Source organism: Thiohalocapsa halophila (genome assembly GCF_016583825.1).
Taxonomy (GTDB): domain Bacteria; phylum Pseudomonadota; class Gammaproteobacteria; order Chromatiales; family Chromatiaceae; genus Thiohalocapsa; species Thiohalocapsa halophila.
On sequence record NZ_NRRV01000009.1, the window covers coordinates 1 to 21,756 of the forward strand.

Genomic DNA, 21,756 nt, shown 5'->3' on the forward strand with positions numbered 1-21,756 from the left:
CCTCGCCCCTTCTCCCCCTTGCCCCTATCGTTTCGTTCGAGCCGCAATCCATAGCTTCCGCAGCGGCGTCAGCCCGATGCGCTGGTCGACGACGGCCAGCTCGCTGCGGAGGAGCTCCTCCAGCAGTGCAGCGTGGATGCGCTGCTGGATGCGCAGAGCCCTGGGCAGGGCTTCCGACGCGGTAAGCGGTGCCGCCTCACACAGCGCCTCGGCCTCCGGTGCCAGCAGTTGCGGCAGCCGGTGGCGATGCTCGCTGCTGGCCAGCGCCTCGTGGCTGAGCCCGGCGGCGGCGAGTGTGTCAGTCGGCAGCACGCTGCGGTCGCGGCGCAGCAGTAGCCCCGCGTCCCGTAGCCGGCGGACGCTGCCGCACCAGCCGCCGATTTGCCGCGCGGGAGCGATGGCGGATTCGTCGTGCTTGCCATGGGCGCGAGCCAGCAGCTCGAAGAGGGCGCCCAGGTCATGGGTGTCCGCGGCCCGCAGCGCCTGCGTGTCCGGCGGGCGCTGGCGGCGCAGCTCCTGCTCGACGGCATCGGCGATGGCGAGGAAGGGCCCCGCCGGCAGGCGCTCGCCGGATGCTGTCGGCTCCAGCGTCGCTGTCAGCACATGGCTGAGCGGGTGGCGCGGTGCGCCTTCCAGGGTGCGCCGGATCTCGTCCCGCCACCAGTCGAGCTTGAGGCGGGCGACGCCTGGGTCCGAGACCTCGTCCAGGATGGCGCGGACCTCGTGCCGAAAGCCCGCCAGCGCGGCCAGCGCGTCTCGCAGCTCCCGGGGTGCGAAGCGCACGGCGTAGTAGAGGCTGGAGCCGGGCGGCGTGGCGCGGTTCGGATAGCGCCACTCGGCGCTGCCGGGTGCGGTGTCGGGCGCGGGCATGGGCTGGGCAAGAGCGCGATCGATGCGTTGCGGGGCAATCGGGCGACGTGTCGGCTGGTGCGATGCGCGAATACCGGGGTGACAGTGAGTCCGAGAGTGGCGCTACGGCGGTGCTGCCGCGAGACTCAAGCCGCTCGTGGCGGGGGCGCGGAGGGCTCCGGCGGCGGGCGGTCGGCGGCGAGCCATTCCAATACGCCGAGCGGGTGCTCCACAAGGCCGTTCGCGCCCCACTCCGCCGGCTGGGTGTCCGTGCCCAGGTAGCCCCAGCCGGCGGCAAGGGTCGCCATGCCGGCGGCACGGCCGGCGCTGATATCCCGCGCGTCGTCGCCGATGTACCAGCAATGCGCGGGCTCCAGGCCGAGCAGCCCGCAGGCATACAGCAGCGGGTCGGGGTGCGGCTTGGGCCGCGGAGCGGTGTCGCCGCTGACGACACAGGCAGGGGCGGGCAGCGGGCTCATGGCCGCGAGCAGCGGGGTGGTCAGCCAGCCCGGCTTGTTGGTCACGATGCCCCAGGTCAGGCCCTGGTCCACGAGCCGGCGGATCAGGGCCTCCATGCCGTCGAAGGGGCGCGTGTGGCAGCAGATGTCGGCCGCGTAGATCTCCAGATACTCACCACGCAGCTCGGCGTACTCCAGCGCCTCCGGCGTAAGCCCGAAGCCCGCCTTGAGCAAGCCCCGGGCGCCGCTGGAGACATGCGGGCGGATCAGCTCCGGCGCCAACGCCGGGCGTCCATGGCGGCGCAGCAGCACGTTCAGCGCTGCGCCCATGTCCGCGGCCGTGTCGGCATAGGTGCCGTCCAAGTCAAACAGAACGGCTCCCCGCGGGGCCGTGTCAACGCTGGCGGGCATGATGCGGCATCAGCCGTGCGCCGGCCGCCGGCACGTGGCCATGTAGTTGACGGAAATATCCTTCGGCGCCAGCCGGTAGACCCGAGTGACCGGGTTGTAGGTGAGTCCGGCGAGATCCACGATGCGCAGGTCCGTCGCCCGCACCCAGCGATCCAGCTCCGCGGGGCGGATGAAGCGGGCGTAGTCGTGGGTGCCGTGGGGCAGCAGGTTCAGCATGTACTCGGCGCCGACGATGGCGAAGAGGTAGCTCTTCGGGTTGCGGTTCAGCGTCGAGAAGAACACGTGGCCGCCCGGGCGCACCAGCCGTGCGCAGGCATCCACCACTGAGCCCGGGTCCGGCACGTGCTCCAGCATCTCCATGCAGGTGACCACGTCAAAGGCGCCGGGCATGTCGTCGGCCAGGGCCTCGGCGGTGATCTGGCGGTAGTCCACCTCCACGCCGGTTTCCAGGGTATGCAGCTCGGCGACGCGCAGGGGCTCCTCGCCCATGTCGATGCCGGTGACCTCGGCGCCGGCGGCGGCCATGGCCTCCGCCAGGATGCCGCCACCGCAGCCAACGTCCAGCACCTTTTTGTCCGTGAGCTTGACGTGGCTCTGGACATAGCCGAGGCGCAGCGGGTTGATCTCGTGCAGGGGCTTGAATTCGCTCTCCGGGTCCCACCAGCGCGAGGCGATCTCCTCGAACTTGTGGATCTCGGAGGCGTCGATATTGGGTGTGGTGTCGGTCATGGCTGTCCTTGACAGGGCTTCAAGCGGCGAGGTTGAGATGGTAGCGCCCAATGGACTTTTCACGTGCCGCGACGACTCCTGGCCGGGTGCGCTCGCGGGCAAGCTCAGTGGCGAAAATGGCGCAGCATCAGGTCGTGGATGTCGGTCATGGCATAGCGCTCAGCTGCGAGCCCAGCATCGGAGCCGATGACCACCGGACCGTGCTCAGTGCGCCTCGGCAAGCGACCGTGGCTGCCCTTGACGAGCGTCGGATCAAGCGGGATCACGTCCATGAGCATTCGGCAGCCGAGCCGTTTTTGTGCGAGTCGCAGCGCCACCTTTAGCTGCGGTATGCGCAACGCCGGATCCACGAACAGCTCGACCGGGTCGTATCCGGGCTTGCGGTGGATGTCCACGGTGCGGGCGAAGTCGGGCGCTTTTGCATCATCCAGCCAATAATAGTAGCTGAGCCAGTGATCGGGCTCGGCCACAGCGATGAGCTCGCCAGAGCGGGCGTGGTCGATGCCGAGCTCCGCTTTATCCTCCGGGCCAAGGACGCGCTCAATACCTGCCGCGGAGGCGAGCAGCCTGCGCACTGGCTCCCGGTCCTTCGGGTCGTCGATGTACACGTGCGCGACCTGGTGATCCGCCACCGCGAATGCACGGCTTGCGCCGGCGTCCAGCAGCTCCCAGCCGAGGGTTTCGCGTACGGCCAGGTAGCCCGCCTCGCGCAGTAGTCGATTGATGTGCACGCAGCCAGACACGGGCTCGATGCCGTATTCCGATACCACGAGCACATCGGCACCCGCGGCGCGCACGCCATCGATGAGCTTGCCGGCAACCGCGTCGATGGTGGTGATATCGGCATTGATGGCCGGGTCGTCCGGCCCGAGCCGTTGCAGGTTGTAGTCGAGGTGCGGCAGGTACACCAGGGTGAGCTCTGCTGGCGCGCGTCGGAACTGCCAGAGGGCCGCATCGGCAATCCAACGACTGGAAGCGATGTCCGCCTTTGGTCCCCAGAAATGAAAGAACGGGAAAGGCCCGAGGGCCTGCTCCATCTCCTGGTGCAGCCGCATCGGATGCGAATAGAGTCCGGGGATCTTGCGCCCGTCCGCCGGGTAGATAGGCCGAGGCGTTACAGACCAGTCCGCGCTGGAGTACATGTTGTACCACCAGAACAGCTTGGCACAACGAAAGCCGGGATGGTCGCGACGCAGTGTCTCCCAGACCTTTTCCCCGTGCACCAGCCGATTGGATTGGCGCCAGAACCAGACCTCCGCCAGATCTCGGAAGTACCAGCCATTGCCGACGATCCCGTGCTGTGCCGGAGCCAGCCCGGTAAGCATCGATGCCTGTGCACTGGTTGTCACTGCCGGGAAAATCCCGTCCAGCGGGGCCATGAAGCCGTCGCGCGCGAGCGCGGCCAGGTGTGGCGTGTGCGGGCCGATCATCGCCGGCGTCAGGCCGACGATGTCGAGCACCATGAGGCGGCGCTGGGTGGGTGTCATGTGTCCCCGTCCAGCAGTCCGCGCTCGGCCAAGTGCGTCTCCAGCCACGCCAGCTCTGCGCAGAGACCCGACGTTAGGGTGTGCGTGTCCCGCGGCCGGTGCTCGGGCGGCAGCACTCTCCAGGTATAGGTTTCCACTTCGAGATGCGGCCGATGGTCCGGTGCTGCGGCGAGGTAATCCAGAGCCTGAAGGATGGCGGGGGCTGTGGTGCCGAGCCCGTCTGCACCTTGGGGGGGGTGTTGAATGGGCACGTGGAAGTGCACGCGCCAAGGCCCGTCACGGGGAAGGTCCGGGTCCGCCAACGCCTGTGCGAGATCCGGACTTGCGACGATCCGTCCATCTGCTCGGCGGCAGCGTACTTGATGCAGATAGCGCGGCTCAGCGAAGGGGCCGAGCAGCGCTCCCGCTGCGGCGGGCTCGGGCAGCTCCAGGGCACTCGATACTTGTACCTTGCCCACCGTGACGCCTGCGCTTGCAAGGGCGCGCAGCGAGGCGTCAATGTCCTCGAATTGTACGGCCTGATGGCAGACGTCGAAACAGAGACCCAGGTGCGATTCGATGGCGCTGCGCGCCACGCCGCAGCGCTGTGCCGCCGCCGGCAGCTCCTCCGTGAAGAGCCGAATCGCTTGGATGGTGTGCTCCAGCACGCAATCCGGCTCGGGCTCCAGGCAGACGCGGATGGCGCGACCTGTCTCGTCGGCGATGCGCGCCAACGCCGCGGCCAAGCGGCACAGGGCGGCCAGGGCGGCCGCATGCCGATCTGGATGCCACTGCGCTGCGTAGCCCAAGGGGAGCGTCGAGATGGTGCCGAACGCCGCGCGTGCCGGCAGGCAGCGGACGAGTATCCGGGCCAAGTCCAGAGTGTAGTCCAGCCGTTGGGGGGTGTCCCAAGCTGGAGTATAAACCCGCTGCTTGACGCGCTCGGCGTGGAAATCGCCGAATGGAAAGCCGTTAAGGGTTACCAAGTCCACGCCGGACGTGGCGAGGGCGTCTACCAGTGGTGCCGGGTCTGCGGCCAGGTGCGCCGTCGCGGCGGCCGACAGCCAGAGTCCTGTGGTCATGCGGTCCAGTCTCCGGCGCTCCCGCACATCCCGTATCGGCCCGAGCAGATTAGCCTCCACCGCAGGCCAATCGGCGCCCGCGAAGACGTTGCTGCAAAAGCCGAGGTCAGTGGTGCTGTAGGCGATGGCACCGCCGTGATACCGCTCCACCGGGGGCGCCGCCGAGGTCACGGCTCGATCAGCGGCGTCTGCCCACGCAGCACGGAATTGTCTTCGTAGAGGCGGGTTTGGTCGATGTTTGGGCGTGTTACTTGGTCTACCGTGATACGCCCGCTCTGGGCGTAATAATTGATCGGATTGCGGAACAGCACCAGGTCCACGTCATCTTCGCTGAAACCGGCGGCGAGCATGGCCTGGCCTGTCTTGGGGACCTTGAGCGGATCGGAGCGGCCCCAGTCGGCAGCGCTGTTGACGATCATCTTTTCGGTACCGTACGCCTTGAGCAGTGCCACCATCCGGTCTTCAGACATTTTCGTGTTCGGATACACTGAATGTCCCCGCCAGCACCCCGTCTCCATCACCAGGGGAAGGGTGAGCTCGTTGAGGTGGTCGACCACCACCTGCTCTTCGTTGATGCCCACCTCGCGTACCAGTGCCAGCGAGCGCTCGGTACCCGTGACCTTGTCCCGATGTGGCGTGTGGATCAATGCCGGCAGTCCGTGCTCTTTCGCGAGCGTCAGTTGCTCGGCGAAGAATCGTTCCTCTTCGGGTGTGATGTCGTCGTAGCCGATCTCGCCCACGGCCACGACACCGTCCTTCTCAAGGTAGCGGGGCATAAGGGCCATCACCTGCTCCGATAGGGCGACGTCGTTGGCTTCCTTGGGGTTGATGCCGATGGTGCAGAAATGATTGATGCCGAACTGGCTCGCCCGAAAGGGCTCCCAGCCCAGCAGCGCATCGAAATAGTCGATGAAGGTACCCACCTGCGTGCGCGGCTGACCCTGCCAGAAGGCCGGCTCGACGACGCCGAGGATGCCTGCCGCAGCCATGTTCTCGTAGTCGTCGGTGGTTCGCGATAGCATGTGAATATGCGGGTCGAAATAGCGCATTCGCTGGACCTCCAGGTGTTTTGAAAGACTGTTGGGGCGGCTTCCTGGATTTCGCCCCGAGCCTATCTTGCGAGGCGACAACACTGCATCCTGCACGCAGCATGCGCCTGGGGCAACCTCAGGCGTCAGCCGAGGCCGCGCGCGTCGCCCCGGCGAGGATGGCTCGGATCTCCGCATCCGACTCCTCGGCGACGCGTTCTGCCAGCGCCGCCTCGACCTCCGGGCTGTCTCGGCGGGCGACGAGCGCCTGCGCCGCGAAACGTCGGTGCTCAGGCAACTCGCTGGCCAATCGGGCGCAGGCGAGTGCCAGTCCCCGCGGACTGGCGCAAGGCGCCAAGGCGAGCCAGATGTCCGCGGGGACGGTGCGGCCGGCGGCGACCCGCTCGTCATGATAGTCCTCGCACATCGCCGCGAGCCGCGGATTGGCTCGCCGCTGCAAGCCGATGACCCGGTTGAGCGGAAGGCCGTTGAACAGGCACTTCAGAACCAGCTGATTGAAGTCAGCATCGTCGTAGCACTGACCGGGATAAGGGTTGTCGAGCGCCACAGCCGCGTACAGCCGCATGCTATTGGTGCGAGCTGCCACCCGGGCTGTGGTCAGCGCAACCGCTGGGTTCGGCAGCAGGCACAGGGACTTGACCACGGCCGTGCGCTCGCCTTCGTCGCCGCTGCGATAGAGGGCGTCGGCGAGCTCGGCATGGCTTGCCCCCCCGCTCAGAGCGGCTAGCAGCAGGCAAGCCCGGCCAGCCGCATCTCGGCCCCACGCCCGGGTGTCCAGCGGGCCGCAGGCCGTGCTCAGTTCAGGTCCCAGCGCACCCAGCAACGCCTCCCCGAGGCGGCGCCGTGCTCCGGCGTGGGCGCCGGCGAGCTTGGCGAAGACCGCCTCCGGTGCCGATTGCTGTAGCGCCTCTAGGTTCTGCCGCAGCCACACTAGACCCGCGTCGCCGCTGCCGGCGAGGGCTTGTAGGAGTGCGTCTTGATGTGTGGCGGCGGCCACCGGCTCGGAGTACGACATCGTGCTCTCCTGCGTTAGGGAGGTTAGGCTGGGCAGGCGCGCGATTGACGTGACCCGCAGTGAGCAAAATCGACTGTCAGGTGACCTGGACGCGCCATACCAAGACCCAGCTGGGTAGCAGCAGAAGCAGCAGCGCTGCCGCGGCGAGACGCTGACCATCACCACCCAGCAGCAGGGCGTCGAGCGGCACCATGCACAAGAGCATGAATCCCACCGAGGCGCGCACGCGTGCGGCGGTGGGGTCTTGCTGCAATCGCAAGAGTCGGCGCAGCAGCAAGGCGCCGGCGACGGCGGTGAGGGCCAATGCATAGGGATCATGCAGAATCCCCAGCGGATAGAGCGCGAGCGCTGCTGCGAGTGCGGCGGCCAGGGCAATGGACGCGCGGCGCACGGCGCCAAGGTTGCCACTCTGGGTCTCAGCCTGACTCAGCAGCGTGACTGCCAGGGTGTAGAGGAACACAGGCAGCGCCAGAAGTAGCTCCGGGAGGAGCACCAGGCCGGCGCTCAAGCCCAAGAGCCAGTTCAGCCAGCGGCACAGCGCCATGGACGGTGGTCCCAGCGGACCGTGCTTGAGGCCTGCGTCATACGCCAGGACGGCTGCCGCCAGCAGGCCCGAGATCAGGAACGGGCCGGGGCCTGCGACCGCACCCAGCAGAGCACCGCCGGCGAGCAAGCCGAAGCCCGCGGTCCAAGCGGCCCGCGGCTGAATGCGGCCGGATGGTAGCGGACGCTCAGGGCGCTCCACACGATCGATGTCCTGATCGAAACAGTCGTTCAGGATCATGCCCGCCCAATAGAGGCAGGTGCTGATGCCCAGCTGCAGCGGCAACAGCCGCCAATGCGGGCTGCCGGCGGTGGCGATGAGGTGGGCCGCGATGATGTTGGACCATGTGGAAAAGACTGCCGGCAGGCGTACCAGCTCGATCCAGGGTCCGATCCGCGCCACGAGCGCGCCCGCAGCGCCGGTCATGTTTCCCCAGCTCCGTCGGCCGAGGGCAGGTGGTCGATGACCGTGCGCAGGTAGTCGAGCGCCTTGGCGCCAGCAGCATCCGGCATGTGCGAATAGGTATATAGCTCAACGGTGCAAGAGCCGTTGTAGTCGTGATCTGCCAAGGCTGCGAGCCAGTCCGCGATGGGCAGGTTGCCGTCACCGGGCACCAGGTGGTAGTGCTTGGCGCCGGCAATATCTTCGAGGTGCAGGTTCCAAATGCGTCCTGCAAGCAAGGGCAGCGTCTTCGCTGCGGTCTCGCCGGCTAGATGCGCGTGACCGACGTCGAGATTGGCGCCCAGCAGCGGTGAGTCGACTCGCTCGATCACCTCTGCCAATTCGGTTGCGCGCTCCACCAGCAGCCCTGGCTCGTACTCGATGCCAATACGGACGTCGCGACGCGAGGCAGCCTCGCACAGGCGTTTGAGGCTATCCACGAACAGCGCCAAGCCCTGTGTTGGCGTGCCTCCGGAATCGGGTCGGCCGGAGGTGATGCTGATATTGCCGGCGCCGACCCGCGCCGCCAGCTCCACCGCGGCGATACTGTATTGGAGACGCCAGTGCCTGCGCTCTGCGTCAGCGCTCGACAGGGATGGCTCAAAGACGGTCTCTGGCGGTGGCTCGATGAAATAGCCGCAGGCGGTGTTGGCGTTCAAGTTGCTGACCATAAGGCCGAGTCCCTGTAGCCGGTCTGCCATGCGCTCGGCGTCTCCAACCGTGGTGTCGGCGGCGAACCAATGCGGCCGGTCGCACAGGAGCTCGACACCGTCGAAGCCGAGGGCCGCAATGCGGGTCACCGCAGTGTCCAGATCGTGGCGCGTGTAGGCGTTGGTGCTGTATGCGATCTGCATGCGCGTCAGTCCGTGTGCGGGCGCTTGTACCCGGTGATCATTGCCGCCGGCAGATTCTCACGGTACATCCAGGATGTGGCCGCGACGCCCGCCAAGTGCAGCCCAATCAACGCCAGCGCGAGATTCGTGGAGAGAAGATGAGCCGCCTCGATGATATCGCCGTAGATGAAAAGGCGGGTGCTGCCCAACGGACCGGACCGGTTTTCGGCCGCGTCCAAGGTGATGCCGCTGAGGGCGGTGATCGTCAGCACAAGCAGTAGCAAAACGATCATCCAGCCGGCGAGGGGATTGTGGCCCAAGTGCCGTGCAGCGCGCCCGCGCAAGAAGGCTGCGGCGTATGCCAACGTGCGCCGCGGGCCCGCGACGAAGTCTTGGAAACGCGCGTGCCGGGGTCCGAGAAGGCCCCAGGGCAGTCGCATCAGCACCAGTGCCAGCACCGTGTAGCCGAGCCAAAGATGTAGCTCGTAATAGCCGTCGCCGGTCATATAGGCTGTGCAGAAAGCTAGGGCGAGGGCCCAGTGGAACAGGCGAATGAAAGGGTCCCAGACCAGGGTCATCATGTCTGTCATAGTTCTCGCGCAGGGTCCTTGGGTCGCGGCCCGGCCCAAGGCGGCCGCCACGCTTCGCCTGGTACACGTCCAAGTCGCTCCCGGGCCAGGATGCCGATGAACAGCAACAGCGCTGCCCCTGCCAGCCAAGGCCGGCTCCGCGTCCCGGCGGTGGCTCCTGTGAAGCCGAGGCGGCCGCCTGACGGAAAGTCATCCACCGGCGTCCAGCGCGGTAGATCTGCGAGTGCAGCTAGGGCGTCCTGCGTTGCCGCGGAGCGCAGCCACTCTGCCCGCGGCGCATGCCAGAGCGCTCGCTTTAGGCGCGCAGGGCCTGCATGCGCGATTACATCATAGCGGCCTGGTCGGGGCGCGGACAGATCCAGTACGAAACGCCCGGGCGCCGACGCCGGCAGGCTGCCGCTGTGGCGCCCGCCCTGGGGCCCGTGCAGCTGCCACTCGAGCCGTGCGGTACGCGCCCAACTTCCGTTTCTCCCAAGCATGTCCACGTGAAGACGGATGCGATCGGCGTCGTGTCGTGCACGGACCTCGACGCCGGGGTCCTGCCCTGCGCCGGCCGTCCAACTTATGAGGCCCCCCAGCACCGCCGGCAGATACGACCAGGCACGCCATGCGGGAGCCAGCTCACCGAGCCCCGCAGTCAGTGCTACCACGCGCCCTTGCCCCGCGCTTTGCCAAGCCAGCAGGGGGTCGCCTTCGGCGGTAATGACCGGCGCTGCCGCGCCGTCGCGTAGCCGCGTCCTGCGGTAGTCCGCCACCGGCGGCCAGTCTTGCGGCTCGTTGCCAGGGAGTCTAAACGGTAGCTCGGTGCCAGGCTGTGCCGAAACCAGCCCCGGGCGTTTCGCCGGGCGATCGCGCTGTACCTCGGTCGCGACGAAGCTCGGTAGCTGTGCTGCCTCATCGACCCTCGCGAAGCGACCGTTTGCGGCAGTGGCGAGTGCCCGCAGCGGTGCCGTTCGGCTCGGCTCACCGATGCCGATGGCGATCAGCTCGACCCCCGCCTCGCGCAGACGTCGGCCCTCGGCCGTCAAGTCCGCAGACGGCGTGTCTGCGAACTGCCCGTCGCTGATTAGCACCAGGAGCCGACGCCCCTTGGCGTCTTCATGCCGCTCGGCGAATGCCGTCATCGCCAGATCGATCGCCGGCGCGAGGTGTGTGCCCCCGGCAGGTGTGCGCCGCTTCGCGCTGGCGAGCGTCGCCGACGGTTCGGCATAGGACGCGAGCGGCAGCGTCAATTCGGCTTCCGTGCCGAACACCGCCAGAGCGATCCGATCCTGCGGCGCCAGAGCAGCCGCCGCCGCCATGATTGCCGCGCGCGCGGCGTCGATGCGCGTCACGCCCTCGGTGAGGGGCTGGCCCATGCTGCCCGAGCTGTCCAAGGCGAATAGCACCGATGCTGCGGGTACCCGCTTTGGCGGCACCGACACGACTGGTAGCAAGGCTTCCAACCGAGACCCGCGATAACCGCCGGCGCCAAAGCTGCGTGGCCCTCCGAGCACCACCAAGCCCATGCCACGGCCGTTGACCGCATTGGCCAAGCGCTCCAACAGCGGTGGGGATAGCGCTGCGACAGGCACGTCATCCAATAGGGTTACCGCCGCGCCGGCCAGATCGGCGGTCAGCAGCCGCTCCGGCGTTCGTTGCTCGACGCTCCAACCGCCAGCCCGGAGTGCGCTTGCCAATCCGTGGTCCTCCGTGCCCACGAGCAAGACCGACTGTGCTCCTTCCACGCGCAAGAGCTTGGTCAGGTGCAGGGCGCCCGGTGTCGTGTCCGCAGCCGGCGGATCGCCCAGGCGCGCCCGCACACGGTGCACACCGGGCGCGGGGGGCGGCAGTTCCAGCTCGATCACGGTGGGCGCATCCGCCGGGACGGACACGGGGCGGTGCAGCGCCTGGCTGTCGTCGATGTCCAGGCTCAGCCTCGTCTGCGCGGGTCGCTCGGCCGTGAGGACCAATCGCAGCCGTACCGGACTTCCCATCGGCACGCGAGCGGGACCGTCCATTGTTGCAATGCGGATATTCGGCACCGCCGCGGGCCGTCGCCACCAAGCCACGGCGGGCACCCGTGCCTGTAGCTCGGCAAGTGCTCGGGCGGTACCTGCGGTGGTGCCGCGGCCGTCGGAGACCAGCAGCACCGGCGCCCCCTGCGGCGCCTGCGCCAGTGCCCCCGCCAAATCGGTGCCCAGGGGCGACAGCTGCGTCTGCCGCGGCAGGATATCCGGTAGACCAAGTCGCGGCGCAGCCTCCCGCAGCTCGACGGCCGGCCGCGCGGCGAAGCGGATGAGCGTGACGCGGCTGTTCTCCGGCAGGCCGCGCAGGCGCCGCCGCAAGCTCTGCCAACTGGCCTCTGCATCCCCCTGACGCAGGCTCGCGGAGTCGTCCAGCAAGAGCGTCAGTACTGCCGGCTCGCCGCCCCGAGGCAGCGGCGGGCTCCACAGCGCCAGGAGCAACAGCGCCGCCACGGCGCGCATGCCCCAACGGTGCACGGCATCTGGGCTGAAACGCATACGGCTATATGCTTCTGGACGGTCCGCGCACACCCGTGCGAGTGAGCTCCGGCACCAGCAGTGCGAGCGCGACCGCCAGGGCCAGGGCGGCAGGGACAGTTCGTGACGGCGGTCGCTCGCGGCCGGTGGTGCCGGATTGAGCCACTGGGCCGGGTGCAATGCGCATCTGCGCCGTTGCTCGCCGCGCCGCAACTGGGCCGATGGCACCCCGCACCGGCGACGGCTGCTGGGGCAGCGCCGCCGGCAGGCGGTCCAGCAGCCAGTCGAGCAGCAGCGCCGGCGCACCGCCGGTGCCGCGCGGAAGCTCGATCAGCACATCGATGCGACGCTCGCCCGGATACCCCAGCACCAGCGGCAGGCGGCGAGTACCAGCCAACAGGACGCCGGCGTGGTCCTCTGCGGGCACAATGGCGACTGTCCGCGGCCGGGTTGCCGAATCCAGCCCTTGCAGTGGCGCGGGTAGCAGCGCCCTCGGCAGCGGCTGCAAAGACTGTGCTGAAGCCGCTCGGAACCATAGCGAAACCGCGCTGCTGGATGCCTCGGGCGATGGCCGCTCAGCGCAGACGATCATCAGCGCCGGCGCGGCTTCGCTGGATTCGAGTCTCGGGCTCGCAGCAACTGCAGCACGTAGCGTGTCCGGGCATTCGGGCGCAATCTGCGCTGCCAGCGGCTGCAGTGCCTCGGCAGCGACCTCCAGCTGGTCATCCACCGCCAGTGCGTCGGCGGGCTTCAGCCTTGCCAGCAGGCGCGCGCCGCCGGCGCGAGGGATGTCGAAGTGGCGTACCTCGGTGGCGCTCGCGGCCACCGACACGCGCCACTCGGCGAGCGTCCGCTGACCCTGGGTCAGCACCAGCGCGCGCTCGCCGTGGTGGGTGCCGGCGTTGTGGATCTGTACGGTGCCTTGGAGCAGCGACGCGTCGCGCGGGTCGAGCCGCAGGGCCAGTGCTGCAATACCGAAGTTCTCGGTGCTCTCGCCAAAGGTGATGATCCGCGAGTAGTCTCCCGGCGCAGCATCGCTGCCCCGTGTACCATCGGTGACGAGCCAGGTTCGCACCCCATGGGGGAGCGGCGGCGGAAGTGCTGGCGATGCCGTACCGGCGACTGCGGCGTCAGCGGCCCTGGTGAATCGAGCCGCCAGCGCAGCGCTGTCGAGGCCGTCGACTGGGCTTGGTGCCCTGTCCGCGCCGCTGGCGAACAGGGTCGCAGACGGCGCGTGCGCGTTCGCCAAGGCGGTATGCAGGGCGACGGCGGCGTGCGCGGCACGGCTTCGGCCGTCCGGCTCGACGGCCAGCAGGCTTGGCGTGGCCTCGAGCTCGACGCGGACCTGCAGACTGTCCGCCGGCGGGCGCCAGCCGATGCCTGCCAGTGCGAGCAACAGCAGTGCGGCGATCAAAGCGCGACGGCGCCAGCGCGGATCGGGGCGTGCGTCCTGCAGTGCAGCGGCCTCCGGCGCCTGCGTTGTGATCCAAGGGAAGAGCGCCGGCACGAGCGCCGGCGAGGCCTGACCGCGGCGGTGGAGTGGTCGCAGCAGCGGCAGCAAGCCCAGGCCTAGCAGCCACCAGGGAGCGGCGAAGGTGATCACGAGCTTGAGCCCTGGAGCGGACTACCTTCAGGCTGCTGGCCACCCTGCCGCGGCACGGTTGCGTGCGGATGTCGCAGCAGGTGTGACAGTATCACCTGATCCCAGGCGGCATCGGGCGCGGCAACGGTAGCCGGTATCCTGAGCTCGCGACAGCGGCTCGCAAGGGTCTCGAAGACGGCATCCAGCCGTGCTCGGGCGCGCTGTGCCGTCGCTTCATCGCTGCTTACGGTGAGCTGGTAGCCGGTCTCGGCATCCACCAGCCTGATCGCGCCCCCTAACTGCGCTGCCGGCGCTGCCACGCGCAGTAATTCCACGCCGGCCGCCGCGCGTGCCAAGAGCGCCAGTGCTGGGGCCATGCCGTCCGGGCGCAGACAGTCGCTGATCAGCAATACGCGCCGACCCTGCGCCAGAGGCGCACAGCGCTCTGGGCATGATGTGTCGGGACTGACCGGACGCTCACGCATCGGCGCCACGGGCCGCCAGTTGCGCAACAGCCGATAGACGCCACGCCTTGCCTCTGCGCCGCGTCCAGGCTCAGTGGCCGCATCGACGGTATGACTGAACAGGGCCAGCACGACCCTGTGTCCCTGCTGTGTCAGCACGAAGGCGGTGGCGGCGGCGAGCTGCACTGCGAGGCTCCAAGCGCCGTGCTGAGTCTGCCGTGTACTAATGCCCATGGACGCGCTGCGATCCAGGGCCAGCAGCCATTCGCCGGCGCGCTCGTCGCGGTAGCGGCGGACAACCGGCTCCCGACGCCGGGCGCTGGCCCGCCAGTCGATGCCGCGCGGATCGTCACCGGGCGTGTAGGGGCGGTGGTCGATGAAGTCCTGCCCGGAGGCGATCCAGCCGTGGCGCAGCGTCCCGTCGGCGTGCTGGGGTCTGCCCGCGAGCAGGCCGCTCGTCAGGAGAGAAAGCCGTTGCAGCCGCACCGAATCCAGGGCCACCAGCGGATCCTCGTCAGCGCCGCTGCTCAGCCGTCGCCGCACCATCGTGCCCGCCATTGCGCCAGCAGCTGCCCCAGCACAGTCGCTTGGTCGGCGCCGCCCAGTAGCGCGTCCATGCTCAGCACCACACGGTGATTGAGGCAGGGCAGCGCGAAAGTCTCAAGGTCCCGAAAGGCCACATGCGCGCGCCCATCCAGGAGCGCGTGGACCCGCGCGCAGCGCAGCAGCGCCTGCAGCCCCCGGGGACTGGCGCCGTAACGCAGCGCTGCCGCGGGCGTGTCGCTATCGCCGTGGGTGGCGAGCACCAGGTCGGCAGCAGCACGCTTGACCGAGCCGGTAATTTCCGGCGCGCGGGCACTCGCCAGCAACAGCTGCAGGCGCTCCGATGTGAGGACCGGTGCCAGCGTTTCGGCCGGCTCGGCGTCCAGGGAGACATCTAGCATGGCCACCAGCGTCTCGCGATCGGGCATGTCCACGTGCAGCCGCACGGCAAAGCGATCCAGCTGCGCCTCGGGCAGCGGATAGGTGCCCTCGATCTCGATGGGGTTCTGGGTGGCGACGACCCGAAACGGCTCGGGCAAGGGGTGTGTGCGGCCGTTGCAGGTCACCTGCCCCTCTTGCATGGCTTCGAGCAGCGCGGCCTGGGTCTTGGGCGTGGCGCGGTTGATCTCATCCACCAGCACCATTTGCGCGAATACCGGCCCCGGCATGAAGTGAAGGGCCTCGGTGGCGTGCTCGCGGGTCAGTATCTCGCTGCCGGTGACATCGGCAGGCATCAGATCCGGCGTACATTGCACCCGGCTCATGCAAACGTCCAGCACCCGCGCGAGGGCCTTCACTAGCTGCGTCTTGCCGAGACCCGGCAATCCCTCCAGCAAGACATGCCCGCCCGCCAGCACCGCGCACAAGAGTTGGTCGATGAGTCTCTGTTGCCCGAGCACCACGCTCCCAAGTGCCGCACGCAGCGCGGCCAGGTCTGCCGTGGCCGCGGCTAGGTCGGTTGCCGTTTCAGTGCCCCGGGGTGTGGTCATTGGCGTTTGCTGCGGACATCGGAAAGCTTGGTGTCGCCGGCCAAGTATCGATGATAGGCGGCAAGCATGCCGCGTTGATGGAGTGATAAGCCGTCCATCGGCGCAGCGGACCGTTGCACCGTTAGGACCGGCCGCAGCGATGGTAGCGCAGTGGTCGCACGTGCGGATGCGGCTCGACTCGGCGGCTCTTGAATACGCTCCGCCGGTGCCGAGGCGCCTGCATCGAGACCGATCTCGGCGCGAGCAAGGGGGATGACCGCGCCGGAAGACGGTAACTGGCGCAAGGGCGTCGTATCGTTGCTGGCCGTGGCGACTTCGCTGCCGAAGCCGTCCACGCCTGTCCCGGCCAAGGCCAGACCGTGCGTTTGCCCGGCGTCGTCAGGTTGAATGGCGCCGGGGATGGCGCCGACATCGATGCTGGGCGGGGGCATGACCGGCGACCAGTCGCCGGGGCTGGGCTGGGCCGATGTCCGCTCCCCCGTTTGTGCCAAGTGCTCTGCCTGAGCCGTCGCGGATTGCGGCGTCTTCTCGGCCGCCCGGGCTATGGCGGTGCGCAGTTGGGCGAGGGCCGCCGGCGGCGGCGCCGATTCCGTGCCCGATCCCGCAGGCGCCCCCAGGGGGGCGTGCCCGAGCGGGTGCTGGAGCGTTGCCACCCATAGAGCCACGGCCGCCGCCAGAGCCAGTGCCGGCGCCGCCAGCGCGCCCGGTGCCGGTGCGAAGCGCAGCGCTGCCGCCCGTGTCCGCCAGTGGGCCAGCGCACTGTCGGCCTGGTGCAAGACGAGCGCCTGCACGGCGGTCTTGGGCCCGCCGCTGCGGCGGATCTCAGCGGCGGCGAGCAAGAGAGTGTCGGCGCCGAGCAGGGCGTCGACGCGCCGCAGCGAATCGCACGCGTCGCTGTCGCGCCGGCCCTGAGGATGCCGAATTCGGCGCCAGGCAACGGCCGCCAGGGCAAGCACGAAAGCGCTGGTCAGGAGGACCCAGTCCAGCGCCCGCAGCCCGAGCGCGCGCGGCATCCGCTCGCCCCAAGCGAGATGTATCAGGGTCCCCGTCGCCAGCACTACGGCGGCGCCTGAAAAAATCGTTATCAGCCCGCGCCGGACCGCCGCAGCCCGCTGGCGGCGACAGACCTGTCGAGCCAATCGGTCCAGGCCCGCGCTCATGCTGCACCGACAGCCAGCAGCCGGGTGCCAAAGGCGCACAGCGCAACAAGCAGCCCGGTCTGAGCCAGGTGCTCGACAAATTGCGTGCCGTCGGCTCGGCCGGCGCCGGCGAGTCTGGGCCAGGGGAGGGCGAGACCGGCGGTGCTCAGCAGACCCACCGCCTGAGCGCCCCCCGCTTGCACAGGCTCCGCGCCGGTGAGTATCAGCATCAGCGCGAGCGGCGCGGGGAGCAGGAACAGCAGCAAGGCGGGCGTCAGCGGTGGACCGCCTGCCGCGAGCCCAGGCAGCAGCAGCATCACCAGGGCCAACTGAAAGAGCGAGAGCAGCAAGGCCGCCTGCGTCAGGTCCGCAGGGGCGGCTTGGGCGCCCAAGATCGAGAGCAGCCAACCGGCAGCAGGCATCAGCAGCAGCAAGCCGCCGAACAAGGCCAGGCGGTAGGGATTCATCCGGCGTCGCCCGTGAGCGTTACGATGATCGAGCCGGTCGTCTCGATGCGTGGGTCGGTGCCGACGGTCGGGGGCAGCGGCAACAGCAGCGCAGGCAGTAGCGCTGTGGGCGGTGACGCGCCGGGTATGTCGGCCGCAGCCTCGGCTGGGGCTGCGCTCGGCGCCGTCGGCTGGCCTGCTCTGCCGACGCTGGGCAATGGGAGGCTTTGGCTCTCGCTCGCGGCCAGCGCCGGTGTGGGTATGGCTCGGCGCTGTCCAGGGTGCTGTGGATCGGCGATGAAGAGCCGGCCCCGCGGCACATTGCGGCGCCCTAGGTTTCCGAGATGCAGCTCTCCGCTGGCGAGCCTCGCTTCGAGCTGCCAGGGCGAGGACGCGGTGCCGGCCAGACGATACTGCCGCTCGGCTAGCAGCTGCCTCGGCCTTGGCAGCCGAAGCTCGGTGCCGTCCGCCGATGCGGACAGTTGCTGTCTTCCGCCGTCCACAGCGATCGGCGGCGTTGATAGCGGCGGCAGCGAGACGGCGGCCCCGCTCCCGCTCAAAGTGAGTATCCCCTGCCAGCGGTACGTGCTGTCGGCGACGTTCATCAAGGCAGTTCGATCGAGTCGTGCGCTCGGCAGGGTCTGGGGCAAGCCGATCCAGAGCACCATGGCCATCGCCGGCGGCACGGCGAGAAGCCAGGGACCGAGGCGTGCCCGGCGCGGCGCGAGGCCGGCTATCGGTGTATGAGTGCCGGGGAGGGAGGCCAGCGCCAGCAGCAGCAGCGGGTAGGGCAGCAGCCACAACGCCAGCCTGTCGGTGGCTCGAGCGCTGTCTGGGCTGGGCGATGGTAGTGCTGCAGGCGCGTGGGCAGGCGCGTCCGGCGCCTGCGCGCCGGCGACGAAAACGCCGCCGCAGCCGGCGGCAGCCCGCAGTGGCTCGAGCACCGCCCCATGAGCGTCAGCAACGACCATGCGGCCGCAGGCGGCGAGGTAGCCCGCCAGGGCCGCCGCCTCTGCCGCATCGAGAGACGCGAGCCGCGCACGCGTCATGTGGAGCATCGCAACAGGCCCGTAACCGGATGCGGTGCGCGGCAGTACACCTTGTGCAGCGTCCACGTTCAGCGGCTCGGCCACGGGCGTGAGCTGAAGCCGGTGGCGGTGCTCAGAGCCGGCGCCGTCGCGCAGCAGCACGTCCACGACACCATCGGCGCCGGGGTGAAGCGGCACGACGACCGGGCCCGGGTAGTTGGTGGGCGCTGCGATCGACACCTCGCTGGGGCCGGAGCTTACGCGGACGGTGGTCGGCTGCGGCGACGCCGTGTCCAATCGAACCTGTATTTCCGTGCTGGCACCGCGGATGAAGGCGCCGCCCCAGACCAGGCTCACGGGCTCGGCGGCGGAGGCCGACATCGCGAGCCAGAGGCTCCCAACGAGTGCCCGCCGTGCGCCATGGACGCCCAGCCGCGTCCCGTGCCGCCCTGCGCGCCTCAGCATGGCGCCGCACTCATCGCGTAGGTGCCAATCAAGTGCCGTAGACGTGGTTCAGCGCGATGACGCTCCAGGCCGTGACCAGGTTGGGATCGCCTTCCCACCACCGGCTGGACAAGGAGTTGATCCAAGACCCATCCTCGCGTTGAAGCGACAGGAGCTTCTCCGCCAGATCGCGACGCCAATCGTGGGTGTTGCCCGCCGTGTCGGTGACCGTCGGCTCGCCGTAGGCCGCCATCGCCTTGGCGAAGGCGTTGTAATAATAAAAGAGACCTTGGCCCTCTTTGGCGTTTGGGTTGGCGTCGACGGTGTAGTTGGCCCTGATCCAGTCGTAGGCAGCCTGCACCCGCGGGTCGTTCTTGTCCACACCGGCGAAGAGCAGGCTCAGCAGGCCGGCGCTGGTCATGCCGCCGTAAGACTCACCGCCCCCGTGTGGGCTGTAGTTGGGCATATAGGCAAAGCCGCCGTCGTCCACGCTGACCTTTACGTCATTGGTCTCGCTGTTGTTCTGGCTACGGGAGACGAATACCAGGGCCTTCTCCCACACCGGGTCGTCCGGGTCGACATCCGACGCCTTCAGTGCCTCCAGCGCCATGTACATATTCGACAGGTCGGGGCGCTCGTCGCCACCATACCCGATGCCGCCGTAATACTTGTGCGAGCGCGCGTAGCCGTCTTCGTCGTCCAGTTGTAAGCCCTTGAGAAACCCTTGGGCATTGGCGATGACGGGCGTGTATTCGGCGTTACCGGTGGCCTTGAGTGCGGTGATCGCAACCGCGGTGTTGTAGTTGCGATTGTGGTTGGTTTCGCTGATGGAGCCGTCGTCCTGGACATGATCCAGCAGGTACGCAATCGAGCGGGCAATGAACGGGCCGTCCTCCTCCGTGGAGCCGCGCGGGCTCTGCAGATAGGCGCGCAGCACCAGTGCGGTGACGCCGACGGACTGCGACCAGGAGCCGTCGTCTGCCTGGGCTGCTCTCAGATAGCGCAGGCCGGCGTCAATGGCGCGCTCGATCTCGGATCTCAGCTCGGTGTCGAGTGCGGTCTCGTCCGCTGCGGGCTCGGTCGCTGAATCCGATCCGCTCACTGCCACGTCCTCGGCGAGGCCACAGAGGGGGGCAGCGGCAAGCATGAGCGTGATCAGGCCGGCAGTGATCGTCTTCATCGGGGAACCTCCGGATTCAGTCGTGGGTTTTTGGGGCTCGTCCAACGCCGGCGTGCCGCCTTGGCGAGCAGCATGCCGGTGCCTGCCCCGAGCCAGCCGAGCATCAGCACCGCCGGCGCCGGGTAGTCGTAGCGCAGGCTGCCTAGAGGCGAGTAGCGGTAAAACCAGTCCGCTCGCAAGTAGTCGAGCGCCATTGGGCTGGCAAGCAAGGTTAACGGGTTGAGGGCCACCAGGGCATTCACGAGACCCGGCACCCGGCTCGCGGCGTCGAGCCAGGGTGCGAGCCAGACGGGGCTTAGGGCCAACGCGGCGAGCCCCGTGACCAGGAGTCCGTGTACCGCTTCGCGGCCCTGCCGCGGGGCCAGCAGACAGGCCGCACCAAGGCCGAGCATCACCAGCGCTACTGTCAGCGCGCCCGTCGCCGCCGCAGCAGGCGGGGCGCCGTCGAGCAAGGCCAATACCAGTGCGAGCGCCAGCGCGCCTGCGAGCGCGCGTGCCAGCGCCGGCAGCGGTCGAGTGTGCCGGAGTGCAGGCGGCAGTTGCAGAAGCATGCCGGGCACGAGCGCGGCGAGCAAGGGTGCCATCGCCGCCAATGGCAGAGACAGCGACTCGCGCAGTGCGAGCCAGATTCCCAGCCCGGTGACGGTGGTTGCAAGCGCGGCGGTGCGCGTGCGGCGTATAAAGCTCCTAGCCGACGGTGTGTGCCCGCGCATAGTCCAGCAGCCGCTCGAATTGGCTCGGTAACGCGAGATCATCGCAGCCGAGCGGATTCTTGAAGAACGCGGCGAGATGGGACATCGGACCGTATTCACCGTGTCGGGCGGCGAGATCGGCGAAGCGTGCGAGATCCAACACCAGCGGTGCTGCGAGGATGGAATCACAGCCCTGCCAGGTGAACTGCATGGTCATCGGGACACCGAGGAAGCCCTGGAAGTGGATCAGGTCCCAGGCGGTCTTCCAATCCCCCAGGGACGGCACATAGTTGATGTCCACGCCGGCGTGGGGCGCATAGCCGAGGATGCGCTCGAGCACGTGCTCTTTATTGTGGATCTTGGCGCTGCGGTTCTGCGGGTGGTCCAGCGCGCGCCCGTCGGCGTTGCCCAGCAGGTTGACGCCCTCCCAGCTCAGCACGCGCAGATTGCGCGCAAGGAACATGGGCGCCAGTGCGGTCTTGACGAGGGTCTCGCCGGTTTTGCCGTCGTCGCCGGCGATGGGCACGCGGTAGCGGTCCGCCAGCTCGCGGACGCCGTCGTAGCCGGTGGACGGGTTGGGCGTGAAGTTGACGAAGGGGCAGCCTTCGGCCAGCGCGGCCATGGCGAACGCCATGCTCGGCGTGACTAGCTCCCGGCGGTCGGTGGCAACTAGCTCGGCCAAGCCGTCGGCGCTCTGCTGGGCCGGGTCCGCCGCCGCCGTCGGCCCGGCGGAGATCAGGTTGACCACCACGACGCGCTCCAGGCCGTGGCGCTCGCGAAAATCGCGCAATGCGCCGCGCAGGTGGGCCAGCGTATCGGCAAGCGGAGTGCCATCGCTGGTGGCGGTCCAGCCGAGCGCGCGGTCGCGCAGGATATCGGTCTCGATGGTGTCGAGGTCGGGGCGCAGCGCGTCGAGCAGCTCCCGACTCACCGTGCGCGAGCGGCGGTAGAGCGCCTCGGCCGTCTGCGGCAGCGAGGTGTAGCCGACGTCGACACCGCCGAAGTGCAGGGTGGAAAGCGAGCGCAGCCCCAATGCTGCAAACGGCGGAAGGCTGGTCACCAAGCCCAGGTCGTCGGCGAGGCCCTGGGCGATGGCTCGCGCGCCGACGATGGTGGTGGTGGCGATGTCGCCTCCGGCACCCGCGATCCAGATGCCGAGGCGCGGCCCCGAAGTCCCCGGTGTGTGCTCCGTGGAACCGGTCATATCATCCCGTGGCGGGTGCTGTCCTTTGCGTTTAGCGGTCGCGGCCGCGCGTGAATTAGGCGCCGCCGAGCCGCGATGGCCCGGCGACTGATCGG

The 21,756-nt window shown here is 68.7% G+C and carries 20 protein-coding genes; all 20 read right to left on the reverse strand.

Translation table 11 applies throughout. The features are described 5' to 3' along the window. Positions 1-24 precede the first annotated feature (24 nt). Entirely contained in the window at positions 25-870 is an 846-nt protein-coding gene (locus CKO31_RS05345; RefSeq protein WP_200234730.1) for a squalene/phytoene synthase family protein, read from the reverse strand. 125 nt (positions 871-995) lie between these two features. Next, on the reverse strand, positions 996-1,718 hold the full coding sequence (locus tag CKO31_RS05350) for an HAD family hydrolase (RefSeq protein WP_200234732.1): 723 nt from the start codon (positions 1,716-1,718) through the stop codon (positions 996-998). A gap of 9 nt (positions 1,719-1,727) precedes the next feature. Beyond that, on the reverse strand, positions 1,728-2,447 hold the full coding sequence (gene ubiG / locus CKO31_RS05355) for a bifunctional 2-polyprenyl-6-hydroxyphenol methylase/3-demethylubiquinol 3-O-methyltransferase UbiG (protein ID WP_200234734.1): 720 nt from the start codon (positions 2,445-2,447) through the stop codon (positions 1,728-1,730). A gap of 104 nt (positions 2,448-2,551) precedes the next feature. Then, positions 2,552-3,934 (reverse strand): alkaline phosphatase family protein, encoded by a 1,383-nt coding sequence (locus CKO31_RS05360; protein WP_200234735.1) that lies wholly within the window; start codon positions 3,932-3,934, stop codon positions 2,552-2,554. Next, a complete protein-coding gene (eboE, locus tag CKO31_RS05365; protein ID WP_200234737.1) occupies positions 3,931-5,166 on the reverse strand; it encodes a metabolite traffic protein EboE in 1,236 nt (411 codons plus the stop codon). The genes CKO31_RS05360 and eboE overlap by 4 nt, the downstream gene beginning before the upstream one ends. After that, entirely contained in the window at positions 5,163-6,044 is an 882-nt protein-coding gene (locus CKO31_RS05370; protein ID WP_200234739.1) for a TatD family hydrolase, read from the reverse strand. Before CKO31_RS05370 ends, eboE begins: the two co-directional genes overlap by 4 nt. 118 nt (positions 6,045-6,162) lie before the next feature. After that, positions 6,163-7,059 (reverse strand): EboA domain-containing protein, encoded by an 897-nt coding sequence (locus CKO31_RS05375; RefSeq protein ID WP_200234741.1) that lies wholly within the window; start codon positions 7,057-7,059, stop codon positions 6,163-6,165. Positions 7,060-7,135: 76 nt separating this feature from the next. After that, positions 7,136-8,029: a UbiA family prenyltransferase gene (locus tag CKO31_RS05380; protein ID WP_200234743.1), complete on the reverse strand. Its 894-nt coding sequence runs from the start codon at positions 8,027-8,029 to the stop codon at positions 7,136-7,138. After that, positions 8,026-8,898 (reverse strand): sugar phosphate isomerase/epimerase family protein, encoded by an 873-nt coding sequence (locus CKO31_RS05385; RefSeq protein WP_200234745.1) that lies wholly within the window; start codon positions 8,896-8,898, stop codon positions 8,026-8,028. The genes CKO31_RS05380 and CKO31_RS05385 overlap by 4 nt, the downstream gene beginning before the upstream one ends. A gap of 5 nt (positions 8,899-8,903) precedes the next feature. After that, the gene (locus CKO31_RS05390) at positions 8,904-9,458 is read right to left on the reverse strand and encodes a cytochrome b/b6 domain-containing protein (RefSeq protein ID WP_242475168.1); all 555 of its coding nucleotides are present in this window, start codon (positions 9,456-9,458) and stop codon (positions 8,904-8,906) included. Positions 9,459-9,463: 5 nt separating this feature from the next. Next, on the reverse strand, positions 9,464-11,971 hold the full coding sequence (locus CKO31_RS05395) for a vWA domain-containing protein (protein WP_200234749.1): 2,508 nt from the start codon (positions 11,969-11,971) through the stop codon (positions 9,464-9,466). 4 nt (positions 11,972-11,975) lie between these two features. Beyond that, positions 11,976-13,553 carry a hypothetical protein gene (locus CKO31_RS05400; RefSeq protein WP_200234751.1) on the reverse strand — a complete coding sequence of 526 codons (1,578 nt, stop codon included), beginning with the start codon at positions 13,551-13,553 and terminating at the stop codon, positions 11,976-11,978. Beyond that, positions 13,550-14,554, reverse strand: a complete 1,005-nt coding sequence (locus CKO31_RS05405; RefSeq protein ID WP_200234753.1) for a DUF58 domain-containing protein — start codon at positions 14,552-14,554, stop codon at positions 13,550-13,552. Before CKO31_RS05405 ends, CKO31_RS05400 begins: the two co-directional genes overlap by 4 nt. Next, complete coding sequence (locus CKO31_RS05410; protein ID WP_200234755.1) at positions 14,524-15,528, reverse strand: AAA family ATPase; 1,005 nt, start codon at positions 15,526-15,528, stop codon at positions 14,524-14,526. The genes CKO31_RS05405 and CKO31_RS05410 overlap by 31 nt, the downstream gene beginning before the upstream one ends. Beyond that, the gene (locus CKO31_RS05415) at positions 15,525-16,541 is read right to left on the reverse strand and encodes a hypothetical protein (RefSeq protein ID WP_200234757.1); all 1,017 of its coding nucleotides are present in this window, start codon (positions 16,539-16,541) and stop codon (positions 15,525-15,527) included. Before CKO31_RS05415 ends, CKO31_RS05410 begins: the two co-directional genes overlap by 4 nt. Positions 16,542-16,684: 143 nt before the next feature. After that, entirely contained in the window at positions 16,685-17,134 is a 450-nt protein-coding gene (locus CKO31_RS05420) for a hypothetical protein (RefSeq protein ID WP_200234758.1), read from the reverse strand. Beyond that, the gene (locus CKO31_RS05425; RefSeq protein WP_200234760.1) at positions 17,131-18,522 is read right to left on the reverse strand and encodes a hypothetical protein; all 1,392 of its coding nucleotides are present in this window, start codon (positions 18,520-18,522) and stop codon (positions 17,131-17,133) included. Before CKO31_RS05425 ends, CKO31_RS05420 begins: the two co-directional genes overlap by 4 nt. Before the next feature lie 112 nt (positions 18,523-18,634). Beyond that, the gene (locus CKO31_RS05430) at positions 18,635-19,765 is read right to left on the reverse strand and encodes a prenyltransferase/squalene oxidase repeat-containing protein (protein WP_200234762.1); all 1,131 of its coding nucleotides are present in this window, start codon (positions 19,763-19,765) and stop codon (positions 18,635-18,637) included. Further along, positions 19,762-20,520: a hypothetical protein gene (locus CKO31_RS05435; protein WP_200234894.1), complete on the reverse strand. Its 759-nt coding sequence runs from the start codon at positions 20,518-20,520 to the stop codon at positions 19,762-19,764. Before CKO31_RS05435 ends, CKO31_RS05430 begins: the two co-directional genes overlap by 4 nt. Continuing rightward, entirely contained in the window at positions 20,453-21,661 is a 1,209-nt protein-coding gene (locus tag CKO31_RS05440; RefSeq protein WP_200234764.1) for an inositol-3-phosphate synthase, read from the reverse strand. Before CKO31_RS05440 ends, CKO31_RS05435 begins: the two co-directional genes overlap by 68 nt. Positions 21,662-21,756 lie beyond the last annotated feature (95 nt).

Bases quoted from the DNA above. Each gene is read 5' to 3' on its own strand.
- CKO31_RS05345 (WP_200234730.1), bottom strand. From the start codon at position 870: ATGCCCGCGCCCGACACCGCACCCGGCAGCGCCGAGTGGCGCTATCCG.
- CKO31_RS05350 (WP_200234732.1), bottom strand. From the start codon at position 1,718: ATGCCCGCCAGCGTTGACACGGCCCCGCGGGGAGCCGTTCTGTTTGAC.
- ubiG (WP_200234734.1), bottom strand. From the start codon at position 2,447: ATGACCGACACCACACCCAATATCGACGCCTCCGAGATCCACAAGTTC.
- CKO31_RS05360 (WP_200234735.1), bottom strand. From the start codon at position 3,934: ATGACACCCACCCAGCGCCGCCTCATGGTGCTCGACATCGTCGGCCTG.
- CKO31_RS05370 (WP_200234739.1), bottom strand. From the start codon at position 6,044: ATGCGCTATTTCGACCCGCATATTCACATGCTATCGCGAACCACCGAC.
- CKO31_RS05375 (WP_200234741.1), bottom strand. From the start codon at position 7,059: ATGTCGTACTCCGAGCCGGTGGCCGCCGCCACACATCAAGACGCACTC.
- CKO31_RS05380 (WP_200234743.1), bottom strand. From the start codon at position 8,029: ATGACCGGCGCTGCGGGCGCGCTCGTGGCGCGGATCGGACCCTGGATC.
- CKO31_RS05385 (WP_200234745.1), bottom strand. From the start codon at position 8,898: ATGCAGATCGCATACAGCACCAACGCCTACACGCGCCACGATCTGGAC.
- CKO31_RS05390 (WP_242475168.1), bottom strand. From the start codon at position 9,458: ATGATGACCCTGGTCTGGGACCCTTTCATTCGCCTGTTCCACTGGGCC.
- CKO31_RS05395 (WP_200234749.1), bottom strand. From the start codon at position 11,971: ATGCGTTTCAGCCCAGATGCCGTGCACCGTTGGGGCATGCGCGCCGTG.
- CKO31_RS05405 (WP_200234753.1), bottom strand. From the start codon at position 14,554: ATGGCGGGCACGATGGTGCGGCGACGGCTGAGCAGCGGCGCTGACGAG.
- CKO31_RS05410 (WP_200234755.1), bottom strand. From the start codon at position 15,528: ATGACCACACCCCGGGGCACTGAAACGGCAACCGACCTAGCCGCGGCC.
- CKO31_RS05415 (WP_200234757.1), bottom strand. From the start codon at position 16,541: ATGCCGCGCGCGCTCGGGCTGCGGGCGCTGGACTGGGTCCTCCTGACC.
- CKO31_RS05420 (WP_200234758.1), bottom strand. From the start codon at position 17,134: ATGAATCCCTACCGCCTGGCCTTGTTCGGCGGCTTGCTGCTGCTGATG.
- CKO31_RS05425 (WP_200234760.1), bottom strand. From the start codon at position 18,522: ATGTCGGCCTCCGCCGCCGAGCCCGTGAGCCTGGTCTGGGGCGGCGCC.
- CKO31_RS05430 (WP_200234762.1), bottom strand. From the start codon at position 19,765: ATGAAGACGATCACTGCCGGCCTGATCACGCTCATGCTTGCCGCTGCC.
- CKO31_RS05435 (WP_200234894.1), bottom strand. From the start codon at position 20,520: ATGATCTCGCGTTACCGAGCCAATTCGAGCGGCTGCTGGACTATGCGC.
- CKO31_RS05440 (WP_200234764.1), bottom strand. From the start codon at position 21,661: ATGACCGGTTCCACGGAGCACACACCGGGGACTTCGGGGCCGCGCCTC.